Raw genomic sequence first — 24,872 nt, forward strand, 5'->3', positions numbered from 1 at the left:
CGTTGCGTAGGTGGTTGCGTTGGCGGGGTGGTCCCGTCACAAGCCGTACCAGGAGCGACGCAGCAAGAGCTGTGGCACGACTCGTGACGGGACCACCCCGCCGGAAACGCTTGCTCAATGCGTTAGCGGGGCTGCCACTCCGAGTTCGCTCCGCAGAGGATTACGCAGGGGAGCTCGCTTTGCTTGTCTCCCTTGAGGAACGACGCGAACGCTGCTGCTCCCGCTGGCTCTACTGCCAGGCGGAAGTCTGCCCACAGGCGGTCTCGGGCCGCGAGGATCTCCTCGTCGGACACCAGGGTTGAGGTGACGTTGTGCTGCTGAAGGATTTTCAGCGAGAGGTCGCCTGCTCGGGTGGCGCCCAGGGCGTCGGCCGCTACTGACTTCACCTCGGAGTCGACTGGGTGACCGGCGACGAGGGCGTTGTGCATGGCGCAGCAGGTTTCTGGTTCCACGGCGATGATGTGGCGGCCGCCTGAGGCCAGTGCGGCGCCGGCGATCAGGCCTCCGCCGCCCACGGCTACGTAGATGGTGTCGACTTCGGGGGCGTCTTCGACGATTTCTTGGGTGACCGTGGACTGGCCCTCGATCACCGTTCGGTCGTTGTAGGCCTCGATGTAGGTCGGGCCGAGGTCGCGGGCGGCCAGGGCGGCCTCTGCGTAGGTGGTGCCGTGGCGGATCAGCTTGGCGCCCAGGGCTTCGATGCGGGCGGTTTTGGTTTCTGGGGCGGTCACGGGGACGAAGACGGTGGCGTGGGCGCCGAGTAGCTGGGCGGCTTGGGCTACTGCGATGCCGTGGTTGCCGCCGGACGCGGTGACGACTTCGGAGACGTTCAGGGAGAGGAGTTTGTTGACGGCTCCGCGGATCTTGAACGAGCCGGTCAGCTGGAGGTGTTCGAGTTTGAGCACCAGGGGTCGGCCGTCGACAGTGGCGTGCATGAGCGGGGTGCGGCGGACGTACTGCGACAGCGTTCTCATGTGACCAGCTTCCACAAGAACTGGACGAGAGTCACGATGCCCAGGATGAAACACACGAGGACGAAGGTGCCGCCGACCATGACGATCAGGCAGGCGCCCCAGGACGTTTCCTCGTTCGGGGTGGCGTCCAGGTCGTGCTGGAGCTCTATGCGGGCTTCCAGGTAGAGGGAGGCCAGGCGGGTTCGTGCGGCTTCGGTGGGGGCCTCGTCCACGCGGCCCTGCCAGCTGAGGGCCACCAGGCGGGACTCGGCTTTGCGGTAGGCGCGTTCGAAGGCGAGGGTTTCTTCCGGGTCGCGTTCGTCGGAGAGGTACGTCCAGCGGCCGGCTTGGGCCGGTTGGCCGAGGGTTCGGTAGACCTCGGCGAGGCGCTCGCGGAGATCGAGGCGGTGCGGGTAGGTGCCTACCAGCCCGGCGACGCGCTGACGTGCGCGAAGCACGCTCGCGAGGTCGCCTCGTCGCAACTCCTCGGCCGCTTTGTGGAGCGTCAGCTCTACCGGCATGAAGATTAGTTTTGCAGGTAGGGCTAGCTTTGACCCGTGTTTGGCCTATCGCTGCTGGTCTCCGGCCTCGCCTGGTGGCTCGGGCTGTACCTGCTCGCGCGCGATCCGCGCAAGCCGCTGCTGTGGTTCGCGGGCGCGGGGATGATCGGCTATTCGGCGGCGGTCGTCGTGCCGCATCCCGTGCTGCTCGGGGTACCTGCGCTGGCCTGGACGGGTGCGATCGTGTTGCTCGCGCGGCCCGAGTTGATCAGGTGGTGGCTGGTCGCGCTCCCACTGATCTTGGTGGCTTCGTGGTGGGTGCCGTGGATCGTGTTGGTTCCTTTGGCCGTGTCGACAGTCCTTGCCATAAGGAAACGCGTCTACTTTTCACTCGTTGGAGTGATGTTCGGGCTGTCGGCTGCCGCCTTCCTGCTGCAACTTCTGCCAGACGCGGTGACGCTGCCGATGATCGGCTTCGACCTCGTGGTGTTCGGGGTGCTGGTGGCCGTCACGGACGCAGTCGAGGAGGGCGAGGCGATCCGGGCGGACATGCTGCGGTCGTTCGTGATCGCGGGCTTCACGGCGGTGCTGTTCGGGTCGCAGGTGGTGTTGTTCGGCGGGCCGGACCTGCTCGCCTACACGACCGTGGCGGCGGCGATCGCGGTTCAGGTGCTGGCGAACCCGCTGGCCGCCGTCGTCGACCGGCTCGCGGTGCCCGCGGTGGCCGCTGAGCGTGCCGAGCTGCGGGAAGCCGCCGAGTCGTTGCCCAAGCGGCGGGCGCTGGTCACGGAGGACGAGGCGGAGTTCGCCCGGCTGACGCGCAAGGCGTTGAGTCACTACGGGGATCTCGGGAAGTTGGTGGCCAGTCCGTTGATCGCGCTCACGGACGAGGCTCCGCCGCTTGATCGCGCCGCGCAGTTGAAAAGCATGTTGCTCGTCAGCATTCAGCGGCTGAAGCCTGTCGACGGCGATTTCGGCACCAGCGACGAATGGCGTTACTACAACGCGCTGTACTTCTATTACGTCAAGGGAATCCGGCCGTACTCGGTGCGAACCAAGCGAGAGGGTCTCGACGCCGAGGATCGCCGCGCGCTGCAGTGGTTCGTGACACAGGTGCCGGAGCGGACGCTGCACAACTGGCAGAACGCCGCCGCACGGCTGGTCGCGGCGGACCTGATGGCAGGAGTTGGCAGCGCTTGACGTGGTTCTGGCAGCGTTGACCGGGCGATGGTCGGGCCATGTTGAAATTCGCCTTGAAACTCGACGGTGTCGCTTCGTTCACGATGGGCGTGCTCGCCCTGCTGATCCGCCCGGAAATCGGTATGCCGACGGGATGGCTGATCGGGATCGGTGTTTTCTTCCTCGTCTACGGCGCGGGCGTGTTCTCGCTCGGGATGCGTCCTGTTCCGGATCGCCGAATGGTGCTGCTTGTTGTCATCGGCAACACGGTGTGGGGCGTGGACAGCATTCTCACGGCCGAGCTGAAGTGGTTCCCGCTCACCGACGCGGGCGTCGGCCTGGTGTTGATGCAGGCGCTGGCCGTGTTCGTCTTCGCCGCGCTGCAGTTCATCGGCCTCAGGCGCGCAGGGTCCGCGAGCGACCGCGGAACTCAGCCACGATCTCGGTCCCTCGCCTGACCGTGATGTCGTAGATCCCGCTGCGGCCGAACCGGGTCCGTTCCACCGCCTCCGCCACCAGCTCGTCGCCCTCGTGCACGGGCTTGATGAAGTCGATCTCGGCCGTGGCGGCGACGGTGACGGACCCGGCCCTGTTGCAGGCGCACGCGAACGCCGTGTCCGCCAGCAAGAAGACGTAACCGCCGTGCGCGATGCCGTGGCCGTTGATCATGTTTTCCGCGACCGTCATCCGCAGCAACGCGTAGCCGTCGCGCAGCTCGATCGGCGCGATGCCGAGCGCGGTGGAGGCCTTGTCGGCGGCCAACATCTCAGCAGGACCATTCATTCGTCACTCCAAGCGCGACGTGTCGAGCGTCCCGTCGCAGCAGGCTCTGCATCACCTGCACAGCGCCTTCGGGAACTTCTTCGCCAACCGTGCACAGCATCTCCGTTTCAAGTCGCGCAAGAAGGCTCGCGCATCAGCGGAGTACACCAGATCGGCGTTCCGATGGCGTGATGGTCGGCTCCAGCCGGCCAAGACGACCGAGCCGTTGGCGGAGGACAAGCCAATCGTGGCAGCGTAATCACCCTGAAGGTGGTGTCACGCCGAGTTGAGCGCGCCTTACTGTCCGAGAGCTTGATCGCTCAAAATCGGAGGTGGTCACCATGGCTGGATGCTCTTGCTGCGGCTCGTGCACGGGTCCGGGCTGCGGGTGCTGCAGCGGCTGTTAGAAGCCTCGGACGAACGAACAAAGGCCGGTGCGGGGACGGAAGATCCCGGACCGGCCTTTGCTCTGCAGGGTGAATCAGCCCGTGTAGGTCTTGAACAGGTTCGTGAATTCCCAGTTGGCCTGGGAGATTCCACTGCACGTGGGTGAAACTCCGCCGCCGGGGCATGAACCGTTGTCACGGCCCGCGGACCAGAACGCGATCCGCCCGACGTGGTTGGCCTTCGCGTAGTCGACGACCTTGCGTGCGTCGGCCTGGGTGGTGGTCGGGCCCGTGTCGTTGCGTCCGATCATCGGCGTGAGGCCGAGCGAGGCCTTCAGTTGTGCGTCGGACTTCGACGGCCAGATGGCGCGCATCTGCCCGAGGGTGGCGTTCGAGGCGGCGACCATCGCGTCGCCCCAGTTGCCCGTGTAGCCGAAGTTCATCAGCATCGGGTTCACCAGCACGTCGACGCCCTTGGCGGCCGCGTCCTTCAGCACGTCGACCGAGTACGGGTCCATGCCGTAGTCCTGGCCCTGGATGCGCATCGTGTAGCTGACGGTGGTGCCGCGGGTGGTCTGCAGCCTCTTCAGCGCCGTGTTCACGATCGCCTGCGGGATCGTTGCTTCCACGTCCACATCGATGCTGTTCGACCCCACGGCGTCCAGCACGGCGACGTAGGCGTTGTACAGGGAGTCAGCCGTTGAGCAGACGTGCTCCAGGTACGGGCCCATCGCGCCGCCGGTCGCCACGATGACGCTGCCGCCCTGTGCTTTCAGCGCTTTGGCGTCGTTCACGATGCGGCTGTCGTTCAGCGGGACCGTGCCGCCCCACGCGGGTGCGCAGCCGGCGGAAGAGCCCAGGGCGAACGCGAGGGTGAAGTGCTTCTGGCCGGTCGCGTTGGCGACGTCGATCAGTGACGGCTTCGGCATCGTGATGTCGATGTACGGCGCGACGCGTGCGCTACCGGGCGTTGGTGGCACGTCGGACGTCGTAGTGGTGGTGGGCGTTGTTGTGGTGGTCGACGTTGGTGTCGAGCCGCCGCCGCACGGGACGCCGTTGAGCTTGCAGTTCGTAGGTACCGCGGAGCCGCTCACCAGGAAGCCGAAGCTCGTCGAGGCGCCCGCGGAGACGTTGCCGTTGTACTCGCGGTTGGTGAACGTGTGGTGGGTGCCGCTGCTGGTCAGCGTGGCGTCCCAAAAGGAGCCCATGGTGGCTCCCGGGAGGTCGAACTCGAGCTTCCAGCCGGCCAGCGCGGTGGTGCCGGCGGTGATCGTGTACTTGCCCTGGTAGCCGGAGCCCCAGGCCGAGTCCTGGCTGAACACCGCGGATTCGCCGGCGGCGGAGGCCGGGGCGATGGCGACGAGTCCGGCCACCAGTGCGGTGGCGGCCCCGGCGGCGAAAAGGGCGAAGCGGGCCATCGGGTGGTCCTTCCGGCAGGGGGGAAGGGGTGGTGTGGGAACACGGGGCGCGTCGCGTTCCCACACCACGACTGTGGGCGCTTCGTACTGAGAGCGCCTGCTCAATCACGGTAAGTGGCCTAGACCACAGCGTCAATGGGTCTAGACCTCTTCTGTCTGGCGGACAGTGGAACAATTCGGTGGGTGCATGGAGCTACTGGAATCGGATCGCTGCCCGGAACCGACATCGACGAGGCGGCGAAGATCGTCGTCGGCGAGCTGCCGGACCTGCCGCACGTACCGGAGCTGCCTGCCCGGGGAGTTGGCGCGGACATGATCGGCCGCACCGCCGGCCTGCTCGTCGACCTCGCGATCGAGGTCATCACCTCCGGCTACCGCGTGAACCCGCGTCCCGGTCGTGACCACCGCCTGGCCGTCGATCTGCTGCGGGGCGACCTGGACGCGTTCGACGAGGCGTTGGAACGTGCGGGTGCGCAGCCGGAGACGGTCAAGGTGCAGGCCGTCGGACCGTGGACGTTGATGTCGAACATCGAGCTGATGCGCGGCCACCGGGTGCTCACGGACCGCGGCGCGGTGAAGGAGTTCTCCGAGTCGCTCGCCGAGGGCCTCAAGCTGCACGCCGCCGAGGTCGCCAAGCGCACCAAGGCGAAGGTCGTCGTGCAGCTCGACGAACCGGGCCTGCCCGCCGTGCTGCAGGGCCTGCTGCCGACGCCGTCGAAGCTCGGCACCGTGGCCGCCGTGCCCGAACCGGACGCCCGCACCGTGCTGGCCGTCGTGATCGAGGCGTTGAAGGACCACGAGGTGATCGTCCACTGCTGCGCGCCGCACCCGCCGTTGACGTTGCTCAGGGAGGCGGGCGCGGCCGCGATCGCGTTCGACGCGACGCTGATCAAGGGGGCAGCGGCGCTCGACGAGATCGGCGAGACGTGGGAGGCGGGCACGACGCTGGCGCTGGGTCTGGTGCCCAGCACCGATCCCGGCACGCCCGTGACGTTGAAGGACGTGGGGCAGCGGGCGTTCAGCCTGGTCGACCGCCTCGGCTTCCCGCGGTCGATTCTGGCCGAGAGGGCGATGGCCACGCCGACGTGCGGACTAGCGGGTGCGACGTCCGGTTGGGTGAAGCGCTCGCTGTCGTTGACCCGTGATCTCTCCTCGTCCTTTTTGGAACCGCCCGAGGGCTGGTGATGTCCGGTTTGGGCGGCTAGTCTGCTGCGAACTATTAGGAAACTTTCTTAACCGTAGGCTTCCGCCGGGCCTGGATCGGGAGTTCCCCCTCATGCGCATCAGACGTGCAGTCCTAGTCGCCGCAGTGCTTTCCGGTGTGGTCGTGGCGCCCGCTCAGGCGGCCCCCACCGGGCAGATCAGGCTGGATCAGGTCGGTTTCGGCACCACCGAGGCGAAGCACGCCTACGTGCTCGGCGGGGCCGCGAACACCAAGTTCACGGTGGTCGACAGCCGCGGCAACACCGTGCTGACCGGGAAGACGGGCGCCTCGACGGGCTCGTGGAGCGACACGTTCCCCGCGGTGCACCCGATCGACTTCTCCGCACTGAAGAAGTCCGGCACGTACCGGATCAAGGTCGGCTCGACGACCTCGACGGCGTTCAAGGTCGACTCGCTGAACAAGCTGTTCCAGCCGGTCGCGAACAACACCGTGGAGTTCTTCCAGGCGCAGCGGGATGGCGCGAACGTCATTCCCGGCCGCCTGAACCGCAAGCCCGCGCACCTCACCGACCGCTCGGCCGCGGTCTACGAGACGCCGGTGTTCAAGGGCGAGGGCGGCGACGAGATCGCGGCGCCGCTGAAGCCGACGGGTGTGAAGGTCGACCTCGAAGGCGGCTGGTTCGACGCCGGTGACTTCGTGAAGTTCACCCACGCCTCGTCCTACTCGACCGCCTCGATGCTGCTGGCGTTGCGCAACAAGCACAACGACGCGCTGTACGAGGAGGCCAAGTTCGGCCTCAAGTGGCTCGACAAGGCGTGGGACGAGAAGACCGGGGTGCTGTACGCCCAGGTCGGCATCGGCACCGGCTCCGAGGAGTTCGGCTTCGTCGGCGACCACGACGTGTGGCGCCTGCCCGAGGCTGACGACAAGCTCGACGTCAAGCCGGGCGACAGCGAGTACTACATCAAGTACCGGCCGGTGTTCAGCGCGAACAAGGCTGGCGAGAAGATCAGCCCGAACCTGGTCGGCCGCGTCGCGGGCTCGTTCGCACTGGCCGCGCAGATCGAGGCTCGTCGCAACCCGCGTCTCGCGTGCGAGTACCTGAACAAGGCCGCTCAGCTGTTCGCGGCGGCCAAGACCGAGAACCCCGGCGAGCTCGTGACGGCGTTCCCGCACGCGTACTACCCGGAAGAGTCGTGGACCGACGACATGGAGTTCGGCGCCACCCAGCTCGCGCTGGCCGCGAAGGCGTTGAACGACAAGCGCTACAACCAGTTCGCTCGTGCCGCCGCGCACTGGGCCAAGGAGTTCCTGGCCACCGGTGACCCCGACACGTTGAACGTCTACAACATCTCCGCGCTCGGCCACGCCGATCTCGCTCCGTTGCTGAAGAAGGGCGTCCCCGGCGCCGAGGTGACCGAGAAGCAGGTCGTCGGCGACATCCAGCGCCAGCTCGAGAAGGGCGCGGTCGCTGCCCAGGCTTCGCCGTTCCGCACCGCCGCCAACGTCGAGACCTGGGACGTCGGCTCGCGCACGTTCGGCTTCATCACCACCGCCGCGCTGTACCAGAAGCTGACCGGCGACAAGAAGTACGAAACCTTCGGCACGCAGCAGCGCGGCTTCGCTCTCGGCACGAACGCCTGGGGCACCTCGCTGATCGTCGGCGTCGGCGCGAGGTTCCCCGAGTGCCCGCACCACCAGGCCGCGAACCTCTCCGGCTCGCCGAACGGTGGCTCGAAGGTGCTGGTCGGTGCCGTGATCAACGGCCCGAACGACGCCTCCCTGTTCGGCGACCTCGGCGAGATGCCGCCGGGCGCGGTGGACTGCACCAAGCCGTACACCAAGGAGTTCGACTCCGCGAAGTCCGTGTTCGCCGACGACCTCCGGTCGTGGCCGAGCTCCGAGCCCGCCATCGACTTCACGGCGACGGGCGTGCTGGGCTTCTCGCTGATCGCCAACTCCTGAGTGGCGCCAGTGCGAGCCGGGGTGTCCAATTCGGACTTGTGCTCAGGCTCGCGCTGGTCTTCTCGCTGCTTGTTTCGGCTGGTACGGCTGGTGTCGCTCACGCGCTGCCGCTGAACGTGGCCTGCCGAGTTCCCGGCGTGCACGACGCGGACGTGATCCGTGTCGTGCACGCCGTTGGTCTGTCCCTGAAGGTCAGCGAGAAGGTGATGCTCGCCGGGTTCGAGGCCGGGTGGGTCGAGTCGCACATGAACAACCTGGACTGCGGCGACGCGGACTCCCTGGGCGTGTTCCAGCAGCGGCCGTCGATGGGGTGGGGCACGCCCGCCGAGATCATGGACGTCTCGTACGCCGCGCGCCGGTTCTTCGAGTACGCGGTGAAGGTGGACCGGCCGGATCTCTCCGCGGGGATGCTCGCTGACGCGGTGCAGCGATCCTGCTGTCCGGAGCGCTACGACCAGGCGTTGGATCGGGCCTCGTCCATGCTGCGCCAGGCTTGGCAAGGCGGGCCCGAGGTGGTGGCCGGTGGCGTGTACGTCGTGGAGGACGGCGATGTCCGGGTTGATCGCACGCGCTTGAGCACTTCTGGTGACTTCGTCGGACGTCCTTCTGTGGCCGGCCGGTTCGTCTATGCGCGGACTGTTCGCGGTGACGTCAGGGTGCTGGCCGACGGAGTTTGGCGGCAAGTGGCCTCCGGTGTGGCGGGCGATCCTGAGGCGGTGTTGCGTCCTGATGGGACGGTCGTGCTGTACGGCGTGCTGGCCGACGGCAGCGTGGCGAAATTGTCAGACCCCTCTGAGATGATCGGAGCGGAGGCCTCGGGTGCCCTGCAGTGCTCCAACGAAGTCGCTCCTGCTGATCGGCGTGTGCAAGTACCGCCAACTCATGATCAAAGCGCCGCCAACTACACCCGACCTGTGAGCCCGCTCGATCGCGCAGGTCACGTTGGTAGTGGAAAAACGCCAGTTGATGTTGAGTTGGCGGTACTTGCAGACGCCATCGGCCGGCTCTGCGGGAACCCCGCAGAGCCCTTCCAGCCGAATGCCGAAACCGAAACGATTCCGAGTTGGCAGGTGCTCAGCCCGCCTGGGTTCGCCACCGGCAAGCCGTCCGCGGTCACCCTCCCGGACGGGTCCGTCGTCCTGTACCTCCGCTCCGGCACCACGCTCGTGGCAGGCGGCGCGGGTGCGTGGCGCGAGATCGCCCAGGGACTGGAAGCCTCGCCCGAGGCGGTCCTCCGTCCTGATGGGACGGTCAGCGTGCACACCCTGATCGGCGGACGCGTGCACCGCCTCGGCACGGCCTGGGAACCGTTGAGCGAGGCCAGGTTCATCGACACCGTGTCAGCTCAGCCAGACGGCACGGTCCACGCGCGCACGGCCGACGGTGAGGTGCTCAAAGTCGGTTGAACGGCTCCGCGTACCGGAACGCCCCGCCCGGCACGTCACCGAACAGCCGAGCCTGGAAGTGCGGCGCCCACTCCGGAACAGGCGGCGTGATCCCGAACTCCGCCGCGAGCCGGAAACCGTACCGCGAGTAGTAGTTCGGGTCGCCCAACAGGATGACGGCGCGCTCGCCACGAGCCTCCGCCGCGCCCAGAACGGCGTGCATCAGCGCCTTGCCGACGCCACTGCGCTGGTGGTCGGGGTGCACGCTGAGCGGCCCGATCCCCAAAGCGGGGAAGTCGTCGCCGATGTACCCGCGAGTGCCGACGACGTGCCCGATGACGCCGTCCGCGACGAGTGAGAACTCCGGAATCCAGCCCTCGTCCTCCCGCAACCAGTCGACCAGCGGTGCCTCGGGTCCGTTCTTGAACGCGAGGTTCGTGACGGTGCGGATGGCGTCGATGTCTGCGGGCGTCTCCCGCCGGATCAGCATGACGCGCACTGTGTCCCGGTAAGTCGTCGCGCGCCACCGAGTTTTCGCCGCCATAATCCGCTGCGTGGTCGTCAGACAGACCGTGATGGTGTGCGTACTCGCCGTGTTGGCCTACCTCGGACTGTGGTGGGCGTTCAGCGAAGCGGACGAACCAGCGCCAGCGGCACCGGAATCCCTGTTCCTCACGGACTATTCGAAGGCGGCGAAAGGCAGCTGCGTCAAGTTCACCGGCCCCGGCGAGAACGACCTGGGCCTGACGGTGATCGACTGCAAGGGCGAGCGGGCCGCGTTGAAGATCGGGACCGTGCTCACCGAAACGAGTGCCCAATGCCCGCGCGGTGAGTACAAGGTGTTGCGCGACACCAGGCACAACGCCGCGCTGTGCCTGCTGCCCAACGCCGAGCGCGGCGACTGCTTCGAGCTCGACACCGAGGATCTCCAACGGTCCGTGGTGGCCAAGTTCGACTGCGCTGCGCCACGCGTGAACGTGCAAGTTGTCGGCGTTGTGCGAGAAAGTTGCCCCGAAGAGGCCGAACTCGGTGTTCCCTATGAGGACATGACGCTCTGCCTGAGGAGGGTGCGTTGATCGTCTTCGAGGAACCCGCGCAGTTCGACGCCTGGCTGCACGAGCACGGTGCGCAGGAGACCGAGCTCTGGATCAAGTACGCCAAGAAGGGCTCGGGGCTCAAGTCGATCACTTACGCCGAGGCGCTGGACATCGCGTTGTGCCACGGATGGATTGATGGGCTCACACGGTCTGTGGACGACTCCTACTACTCGCAACGGTGGACGCCTCGGCGCCCCCGCAGCAAGTGGTCCAAGCGCAACTGCGCCAAGGTCGAGGAGCTGATCGCACAGGGCAAGATGCTGCCGGCGGGGCTCGCCGAGATCGAGAAGGCCAAGGCGGACGGACGCTGGGAGGCGGCGTACGCGGGCCCGGCGACGATCGAGGTGCCGGACGACCTCGTCGAGGCGCTCAAGGCGAACCCCAAGGCTGCCGCGTTCTTTGAGACGCTGAACAGCCAGAACAGGTACGCGATCCTGCTGCGCATCCACGACGCGAAGCGCGCGGAGACGCGGCAGAAGCGCATCGCCCAGTTCGTCGAAATGCTGGCCGACGGACGCAAGCTCTACGCTTGAACATCATGAAGTGGTTCCGCCGCCGCAAAGCCGAAGACGTCACGCCCGCTCACCTGCCGAACGCCGAGGAGGCCGCGCAGCGCTTCTGGGAGCGGTGGTTCGAGCTGGTACCGGTGGTGAGCGCGGCGCTTGGTGACGGGGAACCGCATCGGGTCGAGGACGAGCTGAAGGACCTCGTCCGGGAGTTGCACCCGGACCTGATGTTCTCGCTCGAGCAGGGCCACATGGCGATCTACGCGCTCGTGATCACCGGTCAGGAAGACCCGCGGCTGCGGCCGTACACCGACGCGTGGATCAACGCCGCCCCGCCGTCGGACATGGTGTGGGAGTTCCACGACTCGGTGCCGCCGGTGCCGGACCCGACCGAGGTGATCGTCAACCTCGGCGAGGTGCGCATGCGGCTCGGCGACTACCGCGTGGTGGCCCAGGTGGACGGTGACGTGGTGGACGTCGCGGTCTACCACCCGGCGCTCGCGGAGCTGAGCGACCAGCAGCGGCAGACGATGACGTTCCTGCCGCTGGACGTCACTCTCGGCGAGCGGCTGGCGGGGGAGCGGTTGCGGCGCGTGGAGACCGCGCAGCTGGAACCGGAGGGCACGATCAGCCTGCTGGAGCTGCGTTCACTAGTCAGGGAACTCGCCGGGGTTTCGGACGGCTGAAAACTGTCAGACCTGGTCACTAAGCTTAGTGACGTGACCAGCGAAGGCCTTGAAGACGTTCCCGCAGAGGTCCGCGAGCGGCATGCCGTGCTCGCGGAGGAGTTGCGCTCGCACCAGTTCCGCTACTACGTGCTGGACGACCCGATCGTCACCGATGGTGAGTTCGACGCGTTGCTCAAGTCGCTGGAGGCGCTCGAGGCCGAGCATCCGGGTCTGGCCACACCGGACTCGCCGACGCAGCTCGTCGGCGGCACGTTCTCGACCGAGTTCAGGGCGGTCGACCACCTGGAGCGCATGCTCAGCCTGGACAACGTCTTCGCCCAGGACGAGCTGACGGTGTGGTTCGAGCGCGTCCAGAAGGAGATCGGCGCGGGCACGCACTTCCTGTGCGAGCTGAAGATCGACGGCCTGGCGATCAACCTGCTGTACGAGAAGGGCAGGCTCACGCGGGCGTTGACCCGTGGCGACGGCCGCACGGGCGAGGACGTGACGTTGAACGTCCGCACGATCGCGGACGTGCCGGAGATCCTGAAGGGGTCCGACGAGTACCCGGTGCCGGATCTGGTCGAGGTGCGCGGCGAGGTCTTCTTCGCGGTTGAGGACTTCCTGGCGCTGAACGCTTCGCTGGTCGAGCAGGGCAAACCGCCGTTCGCGAACCCGCGCAACACCGCCGCGGGCTCGTTGCGGCAGAAGGACCCGAAGGTCACCGCCGCGCGCAAGCTGCGGATGATCTGCCACGGCATCGGCAAGACGGTGGGGTTCGAGGTCGCGCGCCAGTCACTGGCCTATGAGGCGTTGAAGTCGTGGGGCCTCCCGACTTCCCCGCACACCGCCGTGCTGACCGACCCGGTGGAGATCCGCGAGAAGGTCGAGTACTGGGGCGAACACCGGCACGACGCGGTCCACGAGATCGACGGCCTGGTCATCAAGGTCGACGAGGTGTCCCTGCAACGCCGGCTCGGCACCACGTCGCGCGCCCCGCGGTGGGCGATCGCGTACAAGTACCCGCCGGAGGAAGCCACCACCACGCTGCTGGACATCCAGGTCCAGGTGGGCCGCACGGGCCGCGTGACACCGTTCGCCCTGATGGAACCGGTGAAGGTGGCCGGCTCGACGGTCGCACGGGCCACGCTGCACAACGGGTCCGAGGTCAAGCGCAAGGGCGTGCTGATCGGCGATCGCATCGTGATCCGCAAGGCGGGCGACGTGATCCCCGAGGTGCTCGGCCCGGTGCTGGCCGCGCGCCCGGCCGACGCGCGTGAGTTCGTCATGCCGACCCGTTGCCCGGAGTGCAACGCCGAGCTGCGTGCCATGAAGGAAGGCGACGTCGACATCCGCTGCCCCAACGCGGAGACGTGCCCCGGCCAGCTGCGTGAACGCCTGGCGTACCTGGCTTCCCGTTCCGCGCTCGACATCGAGGTGCTCGGCTACGAGGCCGCCGCCGCGATCACCGAGTCCACGGTGTACACGAACGAGGCCGACCTGTTCGACCTCGACGCCGACGACCTGCAGCAGATCGAGCGCTTCAAGACCAAGAACGGCGAGCTGTCCGCGAACGCCTTGAAGCTGCTGGACAACCTGGAAGCGGCCAAGTCACGTCCTCTGTGGAGGGTGCTGGTCGCGCTGTCGATCCGCCACGTGGGCCCGACCGCCGCCCGCGCGCTGGCGCTCCAGTTCGGTTCGATGGACGCGATCATCGCCGCTGAGGAGGACGTCCTGGCCAGCGCCGAGGGCGTCGGCCCGACCATCGCGACGGCGGTGGTCGAATGGCGGGAAACGGAGTGGCGTCAAGGAGTCGTGGAGCGCTGGCGGGCCGCGGGCGTGCGGATGGAGGACGAGCGCGACGAGTCCATCACCCGCAACCTCGAAGGCCTGTCCATCGTGGTCACCGGCTCGCTGACCGAGTACTCCCGCGACTCGGCCAAGGAGTCGATCCTGGCCCGCGGTGGCAAGGCGGCCGGTTCGGTCTCCAAGAAAACCGCTTTCGTGGTGGTCGGCGACTCGCCAGGATCCAAGTACGACAAGGCCATCTCCCTGAAGGTCCCGGTTCTCGACGAGGCGGGCTTCCGCGTCCTGCTGGAACAGGGCCCGGACGCGGCGAGGGAGGTGGCCCTCCCAGGGGAAGAAGGCTCAGATGGCTGACCTGATCATCCGCCCGGCTCGCGAGGCCGACCTGCCGGTGGTCGGAGCGATCACGGTCGAGGCGTACAGCGTCGACGGCTTCGTGGACGCTCACGACGACTACGCCAAGACCCTCGCCGACGCCGCGTCCCGCTTTCGCGACGCCGAACTCCTGGTCGCGGCCGACAGCGGCTCCGGCGAAGTCCTCGGCTCCGTCACGGTCGTGCATCCCGCGACGCCCTACGCGGAGATCTCACAGCCGGGCGAGCTGGAGTTCCGCATGCTCTCGGTCGCGTCCTCGGCGCGCGGCCGAGGCGTGGGCGAGGCACTGGTGCGCACGGTGATCGACCGCGCCCGCGCCGCCGGTGCGGGCCAGGTGGTGCTGTCGTCGTCGGAGAAGATGCTGGCGGCGCACCGGTTGTACGAGCGGCTCGGCTTCACTCGTCTGCCGGACCGCGACTGGATGCCGTTGCCTGGCATCAAGCTGGTGGCCTACGCCTACGGAATGCCGCTCTGAGCAACCCCGTCGTGAGCCGCGCGTCCACCGGACAGCCGGCGAATGGGGGTTCGCGAGATGAGATGGGCCGTTGTCCTGCTGGCGCCGCTGCTGCTGGGCGCCTCGGCGACCCCTGGGACCCTCAGCGAGCCGGACCGGAGCCAGATCGCCGGAATCGCCCAGCGCTACCTGGAGAACCGGGCGCAGAAGGTCACCACCGGCCCTCAGACTCCAGGCTTCGGCGTACCGGTCACGCCGGCTCTGGCCGCGAAACTCGACGTCCACGAAGCGAAGCTCGACGCCGCCAGGAGGTTGCCGGCCCGCACGCGCTACCGGTCCGCGGAGATCAGGACGCGCGTGGACAGGTTCGACGTCGACCAGAACGGCAAGGCGGTCGTGGTGCGCGTCCACGAGCACGGCGAGCTGTACTTCGTCGACGCCGGCACAGTCCAGTACACCGGCTACGGCCTGCCGCACCTGCTGACCTTCAGCCGCGGCAACGAGGGCTGGGTGCTCGCCGACGTCGCGTTGGGGCACTACAAACACTGCGCCTTGCTGCCGGAAACCCAGCAACCGTCAGAGTGCTGAGATGATCCGCGCCCGCAGCTTGGAATCACCCGCCGCCTGCTCGTACAGCAGGTCACGCAGGACCTCCGCGGGCAACGATCTCAGCGTGTCCTTGAGCTCGAGGTCCTCCGCGTCCGGCGGCGGCACCGTCTCACCCCGGTCCAGCAACACCAGCCCGACGGCCACGCAGTGCTTGCAGAAGAACCCCTCCGACCCGTGCGGACAACTGCAAGCGCCCACCAAATGCGTGCCCGACCACGAAAGCTCCACCACGTACGCCGCGTCGTCACCGCCCCGCACCCGCGCCGCCACGTGCCTGCTGTGCACCCGCAAGGACTGCACGGAGTCGCGGTAGGTGAGCCCGCGCCAGTACGACTTGGTGCCCGCGCGGTGCAGCAGCAGCTCGGTGGTGAGGGTCGTCGACACGGAGGTCATCCAACCGGGTGACCACAGAAAGGATCAACATGATCGCGATCGGCCCACTGGAACCCGAGGACCGCGCCCGCTGGCAAGAGCTCTTCGAGGGCTACAACACCTTCTACGAACGCACGCTGCCAGCGGAAACCTACGACGAGAAGTGGGAAGCGTTCCAAGTGGGCAAAAGCATCCACGCCCTATGCGCCCGCGACGAGGGCGACATCATCGGCATCACGCACTTCTTCAAACACCCCAGCACGTCCGGCCCGGACGTCTGCTACCTGCAGGACCTCTTCACCGCACCCGAGGCGCGCGGCCGTGGTGCCGGCCGCGCGCTCATCGAGGCGGTGACGGAGTGGGCTCGCGAACAGGCCTGCGCCCGCGTCTACTGGCACACCAGCGAGTGGAACGAAACCGCCCGCAAGCTCTACGACCAGGTCGCGGAGAAGACGCCGTTCGTCCACTACCGCATCCTGCTCTAACGAGCCGTCGCCTCCAGGTCGAGCAGCGTCACGGCGGCGCGGAAGAACTTGTTGGTGCCCAGGTCGCGCACCGTCTTGATGTTGAACGCGGCCTTCAGCTTCTCCGCGTCACCCGCGCTCACGCCCTGCAGCGCGTCGACGGGGGCGTCCAGGATCTCGTTGAGCGGGAGGTTCTCGTAAGCCTTGTCGAGGAGCATGTCGAGGTTCACGGTCACGGCCATGATCTTCTTACCTCCAGAAGGTGAGGGCGATCACGGCCGATTCTGGCGGCAGAACAGCGAGCCCGCAGATCGGGCGGAGCTCAGCGCTTGCGGCGCATCACGGCCACCACGATCACGCCGGCCACCGCGAGCACCCCGGCGACACCCAGGGCCAGATCGCCCATCGTCAGGCCGGATTGGGCGAACGTCCACGCCAGTCGCATGGTCCCAAGCTAACCGTTGGAGCAACGCGGCGGCGAGGATTGTGTGGGACCGTATGAAGTGTGCTGCAAGCCTGTCTGAACGGCTCCCGCACAGCCGAGGAGCACCCGGCCCTGCCGCTGTCACCTGAGCGCCTGGCCGAGGACGCCGCCGACGTCGCCGCGCTCGGCGTCACCTCGGTGCACATCCACCCGAGGGACGTCATCGGCGCGCTCACGCTGGCCGGGCCGGAGATCGCCACCACGATCGCCACGGTGCGGGCGGCGGTGCCGGGCATCGAGATCAGCGTGTCGACGAACGTTCCCGGCAACCGCACGACGTTGATCGGCAGCTGGGCGCCGCTCGCGGCGGGGCGGCCGGACGTCGCCTGCGTGCACGTGAACCAGCCGGGGTGGCGTGAGCTGGCCCAGGCGTTGCACCGGGTCAACGTCGGTGTCGAACTCGTCGTGGAATCGCCCGCGGACCTGACCGAACCACCCCTGGGCACCACGAGGATCACCGTCAGCGCGACCCGGCAGACCGCGGAACAGCTGCTTCGGCACGTGGAACCGCTCGGCCTGCCGATCCTGTTGCACGGCAAGGACGACGACGCCTGGCTGGTCTTCGGGTACGCCGCGACGCTCGAACACCACGTGCGCATGGGCCTGGAAGACACCCTGCTGATGCCCGACGGCCGCCGGGCCAAGAACAACGCCGAGCTGATCGCGATGGCCAGACGGCAGCGGAGGGCCAAAGCCCCCAGCTAGCTAGTCCGGCAGCACCACGGCGACGATTCCGGCCAGATGCGCCAGCCGCGCCACCTCGGCCGCGCGGAACATCGGCCCGCCGGGACGTCCTACGACCAGCACGCGGTCCGGCTTGCCCAACGGTGTCGCGGCGAGTTCGGTGCCCAGCTCGCGCCAGGTCTCCGGTACCCACTCCTCCTCGCCGTCGAGCACGGTCGCGCGCTCCAGCGGGAACCACGGCACGTCCGCCATCCGCGTCTCCGGGGCGGCGGAGGAGGCGGTCAGGCGGTTGATGCCGGTGCCCTCGGGGCCGACGACGACGGCCCAGCCGGCGCGGATGATCTTCGGGACGCCCTCGGTGAAGATGTCGAGGCCCTTGCGCGGATCGTCGGCGATCTCCTCGACGAGTTCCAGCTCGCGGTGGGTGTCCAAAATCCCTGCGTACGGCCGCACGGCGTCCACCTCGACGCCTTCGACGGATTCGGCCGCGGTGATCAACGTGTCGGGCAGGCGGCCGGACGGCAGTTCCACCACGAGGTCGTCGATGGCGATGCCGGAACCGCGTTCCACCACGTCGACGCTGAGTATGTCCGCCCCGATCTCGCCCAAAGCCGTTGCGACCGCGCCGAGGGTGCCGGGACGGTCCGGGAGCTGGACCCGGATCAGGAACGACAAGGTGAACGCCTCCATAGCTCGTGCGCGAGACCCCGCGTCTTGCGCCGTTGCCGGTCGGTGATTCTCGCAGACGCATCGTCAGCGCATGACCTGCTGTCCGCGTTGCGGAACGGTTAAGTTGAGAGGTCGGTCAGAAACCCAGGCGGTAACCCGTTCGAAGGCGCGCCTGACCAGCCCATAGACTCACGGGGTTCCCGATTCGTATCCCGACCCTACGGGGGTTGACAGGAGTGCCCAGCATCTCCCGCGACGAGGTCGCGCACCTGGCGAAGCTCGCCAGGCTGGCTGTTACCGAGGACGAGCTCGACTTGTTCGCCGGCCAGCTCGACGTGATCCTCCAGTCGGTGGCCTCGGTTGGCGACATCGCCACGGCCGACATCCCACCGACGTCGCACGCCGTTCCGCTGACCAACGTCTTCCGCGAGGACGTGGTCCGTCCGAGCCTCGGTCAGCAGCAGGCGCTCTCAGGCGCTCCTGAAGCCGAGGACGGCCGGTTCCGCGTGCCCCGCATCCTTGGTGAGGAAGCATGACCAACGACCTGATCCACGCCACCGCGGCCGAACTCGCCGCGAAGATCCACAGCGGTGAGGTCTCCAGTGTCGAGGTCACGCAGGCCCACCTGAACCGCATCGCCGAGACCGACGGCAAGGTCCACGCCTTCCTGCACGTCGACACCGAGGGCGCGCTCGCGCAGGCCCGCAAGGTCGACGACGCCGTCAAGGCGGGCGAGAAGGTGTCCTCGCTCGCCGGTGTGCCGCTCGCGCTCAAGGACGTCATGACGACCGAGGGGGTGCCGACCACGGTCGGCTCCAAGATCCTCGAAGGCTGGATCCCGCCCTACGACGCCACGGTGACGCGCAAGCTCAAGGAAGCCGGCGTCGTCATCCTCGGCAAGACGAACATGGACGAGTTCGCCATGGGTTCGTCGACCGAGAACTCGGCGTACGGCCCCACGCACAACCCGTGGGACCTCGACCGCATCCCCGGTGGCTCCGGCGGTGGCTCGTCCGCCGCACTGGCCTCCCTGCAGGCGCCGCTCGCGATCGGCACCGACACCGGTGGCTCGATCCGCCAGCCCGGTGCGGTCACCGGCACCGTCGGCGTGAAGCCGACCTACGGCGGTGTGTCGCGCTACGGGCTCGTCGCGTTCTCGTCGTCGCTCGACCAGGCCGGTCCGTGTGCGCGCACGGTGCTGGACGCCGCGCTGCTGCACGAGATCATCGCGGGCTACGACGAGATGGACTCCACCTCGATCAACGCCCCGGTGCCGCCGGTCGTCGCCGCCGCCCGCGAGGGTCTGAACGGCGACCTGTCCGGTCTGCGCATCGGTGTCGTCACGCAGTTCAGCGGTGACGGCTACCAGCAGGGCGTGGCGCGCAGCTTCGAGGCCGCCGTGTCGCAGCTCAAGGAGCTCGGCGCGGAGATCGCGGACGTGTCGTGCCCGAGCTTCGACTACGCGCTGCCCGCCTACTACCTCATCGCGCCGAGCGAGTGCTCGTCGAACCTCGCCCGGTTCGACGCCATGCGCTACGGCCTGCGCGTCGGCGACGACGGCACGCGCAGCACCGAGGAGGTCATGTCGCTGACCCGAGAGGCCGGTTTCGGCCCGGAGGTCAAGCGCCGCATCATGATCGGCACGTACGCGCTGTCGTCCGGTTACTACGACGCGTACTACGGCTCGGCGCAGAAGGTCCGCACGCTGATCACGCGGGACTTCGCGAAGGCGTTCGAGAAGTTCGACGTGCTCATCTCGCCGACCACGCCGACCACGGCGTTCAAGATCGGTGAGCGCGCGAACGACCCGATCGCCATGTACAAGGCCGACCTCTGCACCATTCCCGCGAACCTCGCGGGCACGCCTGCCATGAGCGTGCCGAGCGGTCTGTCCGATGAGGACGGTCTGCCGGTCGGCCTGCAGATCATGGCTCCCGCGCTGCAGGACCACCGCATGTACCGGGTGGCCGCCGCGTACGAGGCCGCGCGTGGCGCGTTCGGAGGTCCGTCGCTGTGAACATCAAGAAGGCAAGGGGTTTCCTCGGCCTCGCGGGCGCCGTCGCCGGTGCCGCGGCCGCGTTCTCGGGCTTCCGGAACGCGCGGGCCAAGAACGACAAGCTGGCCCTGGCGAACGCGATCGCCAGCATCGCCGTGGCGATCACCGGTGCGGCGCTGGCCGTTCGTGCTCTGCGGAAGGACGACCTGGCATGACCTCTCTGGTTGAGCTGATGGACTACGACGAGGTCATCGAGAAGTACGACCCCGTCCTGGGCCTCGAGGTGCACGTCGAGCTGCACACCAACACGAAGATGTTCTGCGGCTGCGCCAACGTCTTCGGCGGCGAGCCGAACACGAACACCTGCCCGATCTGCCTCGGCCTGCCGGGCGCGCTGCCGGTGGTGAACGCCAAGGCGATCGAGTCGGCGATCCGCATCGGCCTCGCGCTGAACTGCGAGATCGCCGAGTGGTGCCGGTTCGCCCGGAAGAACTACTTCTACCCGGACATGCCGAAGAACTTCCAGACGTCGCAGTACGACGAGCCGATCGCGTTCAACGGCTGGCTCGACGTGACGCTGGACGACGGCGAGGTCGTGCGGATCGAGATCGAGCGCGCGCACATGGAGGAGGACACGGGCAAGTCGCTGCACGTCGGCGGCGCGACCGGTCGCATCCACGGCGCGGAGCACTCGCTGCTCGACTACAACCGCGCCGGTGTGCCGCTGATCGAGATCGTCACGAAGATGATCCCCGGCACCAAGGAACGCGCTCCCGAGGTGGCCCGCGCGTACGTCGCGGCGCTGCGCGACCTGCTCAAGGCGCTCGACGTGTCCGACGTCCGCATGGACCAGGGCTCGCTGCGCTGCGACGCGAACGTCTCGCTCTCGCCGAAGACCACCGGCGCGCTGGGCACCCGCACCGAGACCAAGAACGTCAACTCCCTGCGCAGCGTCGAACGCGCTGTCCGCTTCGAGATGACGCGTCAGGCCGCGGTGCTGGCGAACGGCGGCGAGGTCACCCAGGAGACCCGTCACTTCGACGAGTCCTCGGGTTCGACGTCGCCGGGCCGCAAGAAGGAGACGGCGGAGGACTACCGCTACTTCCCGGAGCCGGACCTGGTCCCGATCGCGCCGTCGCGCGAGTGGGTCGAGGAACTGCGCCTGACCTTGCCCGAGCTCCCCTGGGAGCGCCGCGCGCGCATCAAGGAGGAGTGGAAGCTCACCGACGAGGTCCTGCGCGACCTGGTCAACGCCAACGCGCTGGACGTCATCATCGCCACCGTCGAGGCGGGCGCGAAGCCGGACGAAGCCCGCTCCTGGTGGGTGTCGTACCTCGCGCAGCAGGCCAACTCGAAGGGCATCGAGGTCACCGACCTCGCCATCACCCCGGCCCAGGTCGCGAAGGTGATCGAGCTGGTGAACGCGGGCACGCTGACCAACAAGCTCGCCCGCGAGGTCGTCAACGGCGTCCTGGAGGGCGAAGGCTCCCCGGAAGTCGTCATCGAGAAGCGCGGCCTCAAGGTCGTCTCGGACGACTCGGCGTTGGAGAAGGCCGTCGACGAGGCCCTCGCCGCCCAGCCGGACGTCGCGCAGAAGATCCGCGACGGCAAGGTCCAGGCCGCCGGAGCCATCGTCGGCGCGGTCATGAAGGCCACGAAGGGTCAGGCCGACGCGGCCCGCGTGCGCGAGATCGTGCTCCAACGCTGCTCGTAGATACACATTCGCCATAAAAATCACAAAGGGTCACCTGTTTGTGCAGGTGGCCCTTTGTGATCTTAGGCCGACCGAGTGGCTGTTAGCTAAATGAGACGTATACCTGTAGCCGTGTGTGCGCGTCTTTCTGGCGCACCCATCTGGGGGGATGGGAAGTAAATAGTCCAAACGAGGGGGGAACCTCATGACCGTCCAGCGCGAGAACACGCTGGCCCCGGCAGTGGAGCCGGAACAGCAGGAATCGACGCTCGAAGGCACTCCGGTCACGCCGCAGCCCGCGCCACAGCCGCAGCCTGCGCCGCCGACCCCGGTGCCTTCGCCGTCGCCGAAGCCTCCGATCCGGCCGCAGTGCTGCGGGCAGCCGCCCGGCCCGATGATGCTCGTCGGCAACTTCGACGAGACCGAGCACCTGCACGACGCGGAATGCCCGAACCACCCGGACAACCTGGCGAAGCAGGAAGTCGCGAGCTAGTCACACTCCGCTCTGTCCGTCGGTCAGGCCTGCGCCTGGTTGGCGGACAGCGCCATTTGGAGGCATGTGGTGTGATGATCACATGCCCGCTCGTGCCCTGGAGAGAGCGCGCGAGTTGTACCGGACCGGTTGGGTCGAGCAAGAGAAATACCAGGCTCCTGCCGCCATCCGTCTCCTCAACCGTGCACTCGTGCACACCGATCGCGCCCCTGACAGTCCGGAACGGACTGAACTGCGGGTGCGGATTCTCTACACCCTGGGTCGCAGCCTGGGAGAAACCAGCGGCATGTCGGTCGCCATGGCGACATTCGACGCCGCGCGCCGCGAAACCGATCTTCTGGCAGACCCGAGGCAACGCGCGTTGCTGCACGGATGCATTGATCACAGCCAGGGCAACATCGTTCTCCGGCTCGGCCAACCGGAGCAGGCCGTCCAATGGTTTGGACCGATCATTTCGTTCATCGAGCACGAACGGGCGACTGCTCCGGATCAGCTCGACGCCGGACTGCTGAGGCAACTCGCATCGGCACGGATCGCCCGTGCGTTCGCCAACGCCGCGGTCCGCCGCCGCGATGTCGCCATCGCCGACCTGGAAAGCGCCAGTGCGCTCGCTCGCGAGTACCAGTTGGACGACCTGTACCCGTACACGCTGCACGCGCTTGCCAACACCCACAAGCAAAGCGGTGACCTGGCAGAGGCGTTGCGGCGGTACGAGGAGACAGAACACTTTCTCCGTGCGCACGGTCAGACGTCATTGCTCACTGGAGTACAGCTCGACCGCGCCGAACTGATGCTGATGGTCGGACTGTCCGATGAGGCCGGTAGGCAGCTGGACGAGGCGCTGCCGGTGATGCGCCGCGAGAAGCGGAAACAGGACGTCGCCGAGGTCGAGATGTTCCGCGCCTCTGCCGCGTTGCTCGACTACCAGCTCGATCTCGCTCGGCGAATGGCGAAGCGGTCTCAGCGAAAGCTGGAGAAGCGCGGCAGCACCTGGTGGATGATGGCCGCGCTCATCGAACTCTGGGCGCACGCGATGCAGGCCAAGCGAGTGACCGCGGCGTTGGTGGAGAAGGCGCTGACTCTCTCCGACGTGCTGGCGGCGAACCACCTCGTGGACGAGGCGCGGCTGGCGAAGTTGCTGGCTGCCAGGCTTCAGGTCCGCAGACGCAGGCTAGTCGAAGCCGAGGAACTGCTGCGGCAGCTGCCCGGCCCGAGAGGCGTCACTCCGATCGACCACCGGATGCAACGCAGGCTGCTGCTGGCCGAGCTGGCGTTGGCGAAAGGTAATCGCCGGGCGGCGTTGTTGCACGCTCGCAAGGGGCTCGAGGAACTGGGTCAGGTCCGTGACCAGCTCGGGGGCCTCGAACTCGTGTCGGCTACCGCCGTCCACGGCCGGGAACTGGGCGAGCTTGCAATCCGCTTGGTGCTGGAGAGCAACGACGCGCGGCGGTTGTTCGTGTGGCTCGAACGCACCCGTGCGCAGACCTACCGCTACGAACCGTTGGAGCACGTAGAGAACTCCGAGCTGGCCGAGCGCATCGTGGAAGTTCGCGGTCTCGGTCGGGACCTGATGCGTGCCGGTCTGGACGGCAGGCCCACCCAGGAGTTGAGGTCCAAGCTGGCCAAGGCGCAGCGGGAAGCCAACCGGTTGGGGTGGAACGCGCAGCGCTGGGGTCGGCCGCGTCCGATGGCCGGCCTCGCGGAGGTCGTCGCCGAACTGGGTGAGCGGGCCATGGTCAGCTTTGTGGTGTCGGGCGGCGGGATGGTCGCCGTTGTGATCGCCGGCGGCCAGGTGCGGATGGTTCGGCTGGGTGCGGCGAAGGAAGCGCTGGAGAGTGCGCAGAAGCTGCACTTCGACCTCAACGCGTTGGCGCCGGACTATCTGCAGCCGCCGTTGGTGCAGGTCATCGGGGCGTCGGCGCGTCGGCAGGCGGACACGCTGGACACGTTGCTGATCAAGCCGTTGGTCCATCTGATCGGTGAGCGCGAACTGATCGTGGTGCCCACCGGGACGCTGTACGCGGTGCCCTGGGGGGTCATTCCGAGCTTGCACGGCCGGCCTGTTGTCACGGCGCCCAGTGCCACGGCGTGGTTGGCGGCCGCGCAGTCGGACAACCCGCGGACCGACCGGGTGTTGCTGGTGCGGGGGCCGAGTCTGCTGTTCGCGGACGGCGAGTTGGACCGGCTGGCCGCGCACCACGACAAGGCCACGGTGCTTTCGGGGGAGGACGCGACGGCGGCGGAGGTGCTTGCTCATCTCGACGGGGCGGACCTCGTGCACGTTGCGGCGCACGGTGAGCATGAGAACGAGAACGCGTTGTTCTCGCGGCTCGAGTTGGTGGACGGGCCGTTGTTCGCGCACGAGTTGGGCAGGCTCCGCAAGCCGCCGGCCCATGTGGTGCTGGCGGCCTGTTCGTTGGCGTTGAACCGCATCAGGCCCGGTGACGAGGCGCTCGGGTTCGCCGGGGCGATGTTGGCCGGGGGCACGCGGACGGTAGTGGCGGCGGCCAGCAAGGTCGGGGACGAGGCGAGTGCGGCGGCGATGGCCGACTACCACCGGGCGCTGGCCGCGGGGGCCGCGCCGGCGGTGGCGTTGGCTGAGGCGATGGCGAAGGATCCGTTCCGCAGGCCGTTCCTGTGCCTGGGGTCTGGCTAGGCCGTTCGAGTGGTTGTGGGCGTTCAGTGAAATGAACGGCCTGGTCAGTGGTGATTTGTACCCTTACTTGTGGCAGCGGTTGGTGAACTTTTCTCGTTCGCCTGCGCGGTTTTGTGTCACCCTCTTGGTTCAG

General features: G+C 67.7%; 28 protein-coding genes. 19 read left to right on the plus strand and 9 right to left on the minus strand.

Translation table 11 applies throughout. The features are described 5' to 3' along the window. Positions 1-122: 122 nt before the first annotated feature. A complete protein-coding gene (locus tag ACWGE0_RS41335; protein WP_452266340.1) occupies positions 123-974 on the minus strand; it encodes a serine/threonine dehydratase in 852 nt (283 codons plus the stop codon). Beyond that, the gene (locus ACWGE0_RS41340; protein ID WP_452266341.1) at positions 971-1,474 is read right to left on the minus strand and encodes a DUF6584 family protein; all 504 of its coding nucleotides are present in this window, start codon (positions 1,472-1,474) and stop codon (positions 971-973) included. Before ACWGE0_RS41340 ends, ACWGE0_RS41335 begins: the two co-directional genes overlap by 4 nt. 36 nt (positions 1,475-1,510) lie before the next feature. Between ACWGE0_RS41340 and ACWGE0_RS41345 the strand changes: the two genes are divergently transcribed. Together ACWGE0_RS41345 and ACWGE0_RS41350 are read left to right on the plus strand one after the other, a co-directional pair. Further along, positions 1,511-2,653, plus strand: coding sequence for a hypothetical protein (locus ACWGE0_RS41345; protein WP_452266342.1), 1,143 nt, complete (start codon positions 1,511-1,513; stop codon positions 2,651-2,653). Between the two features lie 38 nt (positions 2,654-2,691). Further along, the gene (locus ACWGE0_RS41350) at positions 2,692-3,090 is read left to right on the plus strand and encodes a hypothetical protein (RefSeq protein WP_452266343.1); all 399 of its coding nucleotides are present in this window, start codon (positions 2,692-2,694) and stop codon (positions 3,088-3,090) included. Here ACWGE0_RS41350 and paaI read toward each other — a convergent pair. Together paaI and ACWGE0_RS41360 are read right to left on the minus strand one after the other, a co-directional pair. After that, entirely contained in the window at positions 3,029-3,415 is a 387-nt protein-coding gene (paaI, locus tag ACWGE0_RS41355) for a hydroxyphenylacetyl-CoA thioesterase PaaI (protein ID WP_452266344.1), read from the minus strand. The two genes, ACWGE0_RS41350 and paaI, sit on opposite strands and share 62 nt — an antisense overlap. 460 nt (positions 3,416-3,875) lie before the next feature. Then, positions 3,876-5,198, minus strand: a complete 1,323-nt coding sequence (locus ACWGE0_RS41360) for a cellulose binding domain-containing protein (protein ID WP_452266345.1) — start codon at positions 5,196-5,198, stop codon at positions 3,876-3,878. 135 nt (positions 5,199-5,333) lie between these two features. On the opposite strand from ACWGE0_RS41360, the gene ACWGE0_RS41365 reads away from it, so the two are divergent. The 3 genes from ACWGE0_RS41365 (at position 5,334) to ACWGE0_RS41375 (ending at position 9,734) form a co-directional block, all read left to right on the plus strand. After that, positions 5,334-6,383: a methionine synthase gene (locus ACWGE0_RS41365; protein WP_452266346.1), complete on the plus strand. Its 1,050-nt coding sequence runs from the start codon at positions 5,334-5,336 to the stop codon at positions 6,381-6,383. Positions 6,384-6,474: 91 nt separating this feature from the next. Next, the gene (locus ACWGE0_RS41370) at positions 6,475-8,328 is read left to right on the plus strand and encodes a glycoside hydrolase family 9 protein (protein ID WP_452266347.1); all 1,854 of its coding nucleotides are present in this window, start codon (positions 6,475-6,477) and stop codon (positions 8,326-8,328) included. 38 nt (positions 8,329-8,366) lie between these two features. After that, positions 8,367-9,734, plus strand: a complete 1,368-nt coding sequence (locus ACWGE0_RS41375) for a hypothetical protein (RefSeq protein ID WP_452266348.1) — start codon at positions 8,367-8,369, stop codon at positions 9,732-9,734. On the opposite strand, the gene ACWGE0_RS41380 is transcribed toward ACWGE0_RS41375, so the two are convergent. After that, on the minus strand, positions 9,721-10,203 hold the full coding sequence (locus ACWGE0_RS41380) for a GNAT family N-acetyltransferase (RefSeq protein WP_452266349.1): 483 nt from the start codon (positions 10,201-10,203) through the stop codon (positions 9,721-9,723). The two genes, ACWGE0_RS41375 and ACWGE0_RS41380, sit on opposite strands and share 14 nt — an antisense overlap. Positions 10,204-10,267: 64 nt before the next feature. Between ACWGE0_RS41380 and ACWGE0_RS41385 the strand changes: the two genes are divergently transcribed. Genes ACWGE0_RS41385 through ACWGE0_RS41410 form a run of 6 tightly spaced genes read left to right on the plus strand, consistent with a single transcriptional unit; the run spans position 10,268 to position 15,207 of the window. Beyond that, positions 10,268-10,789: an LppU/SCO3897 family protein gene (locus ACWGE0_RS41385; protein WP_452266350.1), complete on the plus strand. Its 522-nt coding sequence runs from the start codon at positions 10,268-10,270 to the stop codon at positions 10,787-10,789. Further along, the gene (locus ACWGE0_RS41390) at positions 10,786-11,343 is read left to right on the plus strand and encodes a YdeI/OmpD-associated family protein (protein WP_452266351.1); all 558 of its coding nucleotides are present in this window, start codon (positions 10,786-10,788) and stop codon (positions 11,341-11,343) included. The genes ACWGE0_RS41385 and ACWGE0_RS41390 overlap by 4 nt, the downstream gene beginning before the upstream one ends. Before the next feature lie 5 nt (positions 11,344-11,348). Beyond that, on the plus strand, positions 11,349-12,002 hold the full coding sequence (locus ACWGE0_RS41395; protein WP_452266352.1) for a hypothetical protein: 654 nt from the start codon (positions 11,349-11,351) through the stop codon (positions 12,000-12,002). A 33-nt stretch (positions 12,003-12,035) separates the two neighbouring features. Then, entirely contained in the window at positions 12,036-14,144 is a 2,109-nt protein-coding gene (ligA, locus tag ACWGE0_RS41400) for an NAD-dependent DNA ligase LigA (RefSeq protein ID WP_452266353.1), read from the plus strand. Then, entirely contained in the window at positions 14,137-14,640 is a 504-nt protein-coding gene (locus ACWGE0_RS41405; RefSeq protein WP_452266354.1) for a GNAT family N-acetyltransferase, read from the plus strand. The genes ligA and ACWGE0_RS41405 overlap by 8 nt, the downstream gene beginning before the upstream one ends. A gap of 57 nt (positions 14,641-14,697) precedes the next feature. Then, the gene (locus ACWGE0_RS41410) at positions 14,698-15,207 is read left to right on the plus strand and encodes a hypothetical protein (RefSeq protein ID WP_452266355.1); all 510 of its coding nucleotides are present in this window, start codon (positions 14,698-14,700) and stop codon (positions 15,205-15,207) included. Here ACWGE0_RS41410 and ACWGE0_RS41415 read toward each other — a convergent pair. Further along, positions 15,196-15,612: an SWIM zinc finger family protein gene (locus tag ACWGE0_RS41415; protein ID WP_452266356.1), complete on the minus strand. Its 417-nt coding sequence runs from the start codon at positions 15,610-15,612 to the stop codon at positions 15,196-15,198. The two genes, ACWGE0_RS41410 and ACWGE0_RS41415, sit on opposite strands and share 12 nt — an antisense overlap. A gap of 17 nt (positions 15,613-15,629) precedes the next feature. On the opposite strand from ACWGE0_RS41415, the gene ACWGE0_RS41420 reads away from it, so the two are divergent. Next, positions 15,630-16,085, plus strand: a complete 456-nt coding sequence (locus ACWGE0_RS41420; protein ID WP_452266357.1) for an N-acetyltransferase family protein — start codon at positions 15,630-15,632, stop codon at positions 16,083-16,085. Here ACWGE0_RS41420 and ACWGE0_RS41425 read toward each other — a convergent pair. Together ACWGE0_RS41425 and ACWGE0_RS41430 are read right to left on the minus strand one after the other, a co-directional pair. Further along, complete coding sequence (locus ACWGE0_RS41425; RefSeq protein ID WP_452266358.1) at positions 16,082-16,306, minus strand: hypothetical protein; 225 nt, start codon at positions 16,304-16,306, stop codon at positions 16,082-16,084. The two genes, ACWGE0_RS41420 and ACWGE0_RS41425, sit on opposite strands and share 4 nt — an antisense overlap. Before the next feature lie 80 nt (positions 16,307-16,386). Next, positions 16,387-16,509, minus strand: coding sequence for a hypothetical protein (locus tag ACWGE0_RS41430; protein WP_452266359.1), 123 nt, complete (start codon positions 16,507-16,509; stop codon positions 16,387-16,389). A 60-nt stretch (positions 16,510-16,569) separates the two neighbouring features. On the opposite strand from ACWGE0_RS41430, the gene ACWGE0_RS41435 reads away from it, so the two are divergent. Next, positions 16,570-17,253, plus strand: coding sequence for a 3-keto-5-aminohexanoate cleavage protein (locus ACWGE0_RS41435; protein ID WP_452266360.1), 684 nt, complete (start codon positions 16,570-16,572; stop codon positions 17,251-17,253). On the opposite strand, the gene ACWGE0_RS41440 is transcribed toward ACWGE0_RS41435, so the two are convergent. Further along, on the minus strand, positions 17,254-17,907 hold the full coding sequence (locus tag ACWGE0_RS41440; RefSeq protein ID WP_452266384.1) for an ACT domain-containing protein: 654 nt from the start codon (positions 17,905-17,907) through the stop codon (positions 17,254-17,256). 230 nt (positions 17,908-18,137) lie between these two features. Between ACWGE0_RS41440 and gatC the strand changes: the two genes are divergently transcribed. The 6 genes from gatC (at position 18,138) to ACWGE0_RS41470 (ending at position 24,739) form a co-directional block, all read left to right on the plus strand. Continuing rightward, positions 18,138-18,437, plus strand: coding sequence for an Asp-tRNA(Asn)/Glu-tRNA(Gln) amidotransferase subunit GatC (gatC, locus tag ACWGE0_RS41445; RefSeq protein ID WP_030467875.1), 300 nt, complete (start codon positions 18,138-18,140; stop codon positions 18,435-18,437). Next, positions 18,434-19,918 (plus strand): Asp-tRNA(Asn)/Glu-tRNA(Gln) amidotransferase subunit GatA, encoded by a 1,485-nt coding sequence (gene gatA / locus ACWGE0_RS41450; RefSeq protein WP_452266361.1) that lies wholly within the window; start codon positions 18,434-18,436, stop codon positions 19,916-19,918. The genes gatC and gatA overlap by 4 nt, the downstream gene beginning before the upstream one ends. Then, positions 19,915-20,112, plus strand: coding sequence for a hypothetical protein (locus ACWGE0_RS41455; RefSeq protein ID WP_452266362.1), 198 nt, complete (start codon positions 19,915-19,917; stop codon positions 20,110-20,112). Before gatA ends, ACWGE0_RS41455 begins: the two co-directional genes overlap by 4 nt. Further along, positions 20,109-21,611, plus strand: coding sequence for an Asp-tRNA(Asn)/Glu-tRNA(Gln) amidotransferase subunit GatB (gene gatB / locus ACWGE0_RS41460; RefSeq protein WP_452266363.1), 1,503 nt, complete (start codon positions 20,109-20,111; stop codon positions 21,609-21,611). Before ACWGE0_RS41455 ends, gatB begins: the two co-directional genes overlap by 4 nt. Before the next feature lie 184 nt (positions 21,612-21,795). Further along, positions 21,796-22,083 (plus strand): hypothetical protein, encoded by a 288-nt coding sequence (locus ACWGE0_RS41465; RefSeq protein WP_452266364.1) that lies wholly within the window; start codon positions 21,796-21,798, stop codon positions 22,081-22,083. 190 nt (positions 22,084-22,273) lie between these two features. Then, positions 22,274-24,739: a CHAT domain-containing protein gene (locus tag ACWGE0_RS41470; protein WP_452266365.1), complete on the plus strand. Its 2,466-nt coding sequence runs from the start codon at positions 22,274-22,276 to the stop codon at positions 24,737-24,739. The last annotated feature ends 133 nt before the right edge of the window (positions 24,740-24,872 follow it).

Source organism: Lentzea sp. NPDC054927 (assembly GCF_053610285.1).

Coding starts and splice junctions, on each gene's coding strand:
- ACWGE0_RS41335 (WP_452266340.1), bottom strand. CDS start 974: ATGAGAACGCTGTCGCAGTACGTCCGCCGCACCCCGCTCATGCACGCC.
- ACWGE0_RS41340 (WP_452266341.1), bottom strand. CDS start 1,474: ATGCCGGTAGAGCTGACGCTCCACAAAGCGGCCGAGGAGTTGCGACGA.
- ACWGE0_RS41350 (WP_452266343.1), top strand. CDS start 2,692: ATGTTGAAATTCGCCTTGAAACTCGACGGTGTCGCTTCGTTCACGATG.
- paaI (WP_452266344.1), bottom strand. CDS start 3,415: ATGAATGGTCCTGCTGAGATGTTGGCCGCCGACAAGGCCTCCACCGCG.
- ACWGE0_RS41360 (WP_452266345.1), bottom strand. CDS start 5,198: ATGGCCCGCTTCGCCCTTTTCGCCGCCGGGGCCGCCACCGCACTGGTG.
- ACWGE0_RS41365 (WP_452266346.1), top strand. CDS start 5,334: ATGGGTCTAGACCTCTTCTGTCTGGCGGACAGTGGAACAATTCGGTGG.
- ACWGE0_RS41370 (WP_452266347.1), top strand. CDS start 6,475: ATGCGCATCAGACGTGCAGTCCTAGTCGCCGCAGTGCTTTCCGGTGTG.
- ACWGE0_RS41380 (WP_452266349.1), bottom strand. CDS start 10,203: ATGCTGATCCGGCGGGAGACGCCCGCAGACATCGACGCCATCCGCACC.
- ACWGE0_RS41395 (WP_452266352.1), top strand. CDS start 11,349: ATGAAGTGGTTCCGCCGCCGCAAAGCCGAAGACGTCACGCCCGCTCAC.
- ACWGE0_RS41405 (WP_452266354.1), top strand. CDS start 14,137: ATGGCTGACCTGATCATCCGCCCGGCTCGCGAGGCCGACCTGCCGGTG.
- ACWGE0_RS41410 (WP_452266355.1), top strand. CDS start 14,698: ATGAGATGGGCCGTTGTCCTGCTGGCGCCGCTGCTGCTGGGCGCCTCG.
- ACWGE0_RS41425 (WP_452266358.1), bottom strand. CDS start 16,306: ATGGCCGTGACCGTGAACCTCGACATGCTCCTCGACAAGGCTTACGAG.
- ACWGE0_RS41430 (WP_452266359.1), bottom strand. CDS start 16,509: ATGCGACTGGCGTGGACGTTCGCCCAATCCGGCCTGACGATGGGCGAT.
- gatA (WP_452266361.1), top strand. CDS start 18,434: ATGACCAACGACCTGATCCACGCCACCGCGGCCGAACTCGCCGCGAAG.
- gatB (WP_452266363.1), top strand. CDS start 20,109: ATGACCTCTCTGGTTGAGCTGATGGACTACGACGAGGTCATCGAGAAG.
- ACWGE0_RS41465 (WP_452266364.1), top strand. CDS start 21,796: ATGACCGTCCAGCGCGAGAACACGCTGGCCCCGGCAGTGGAGCCGGAA.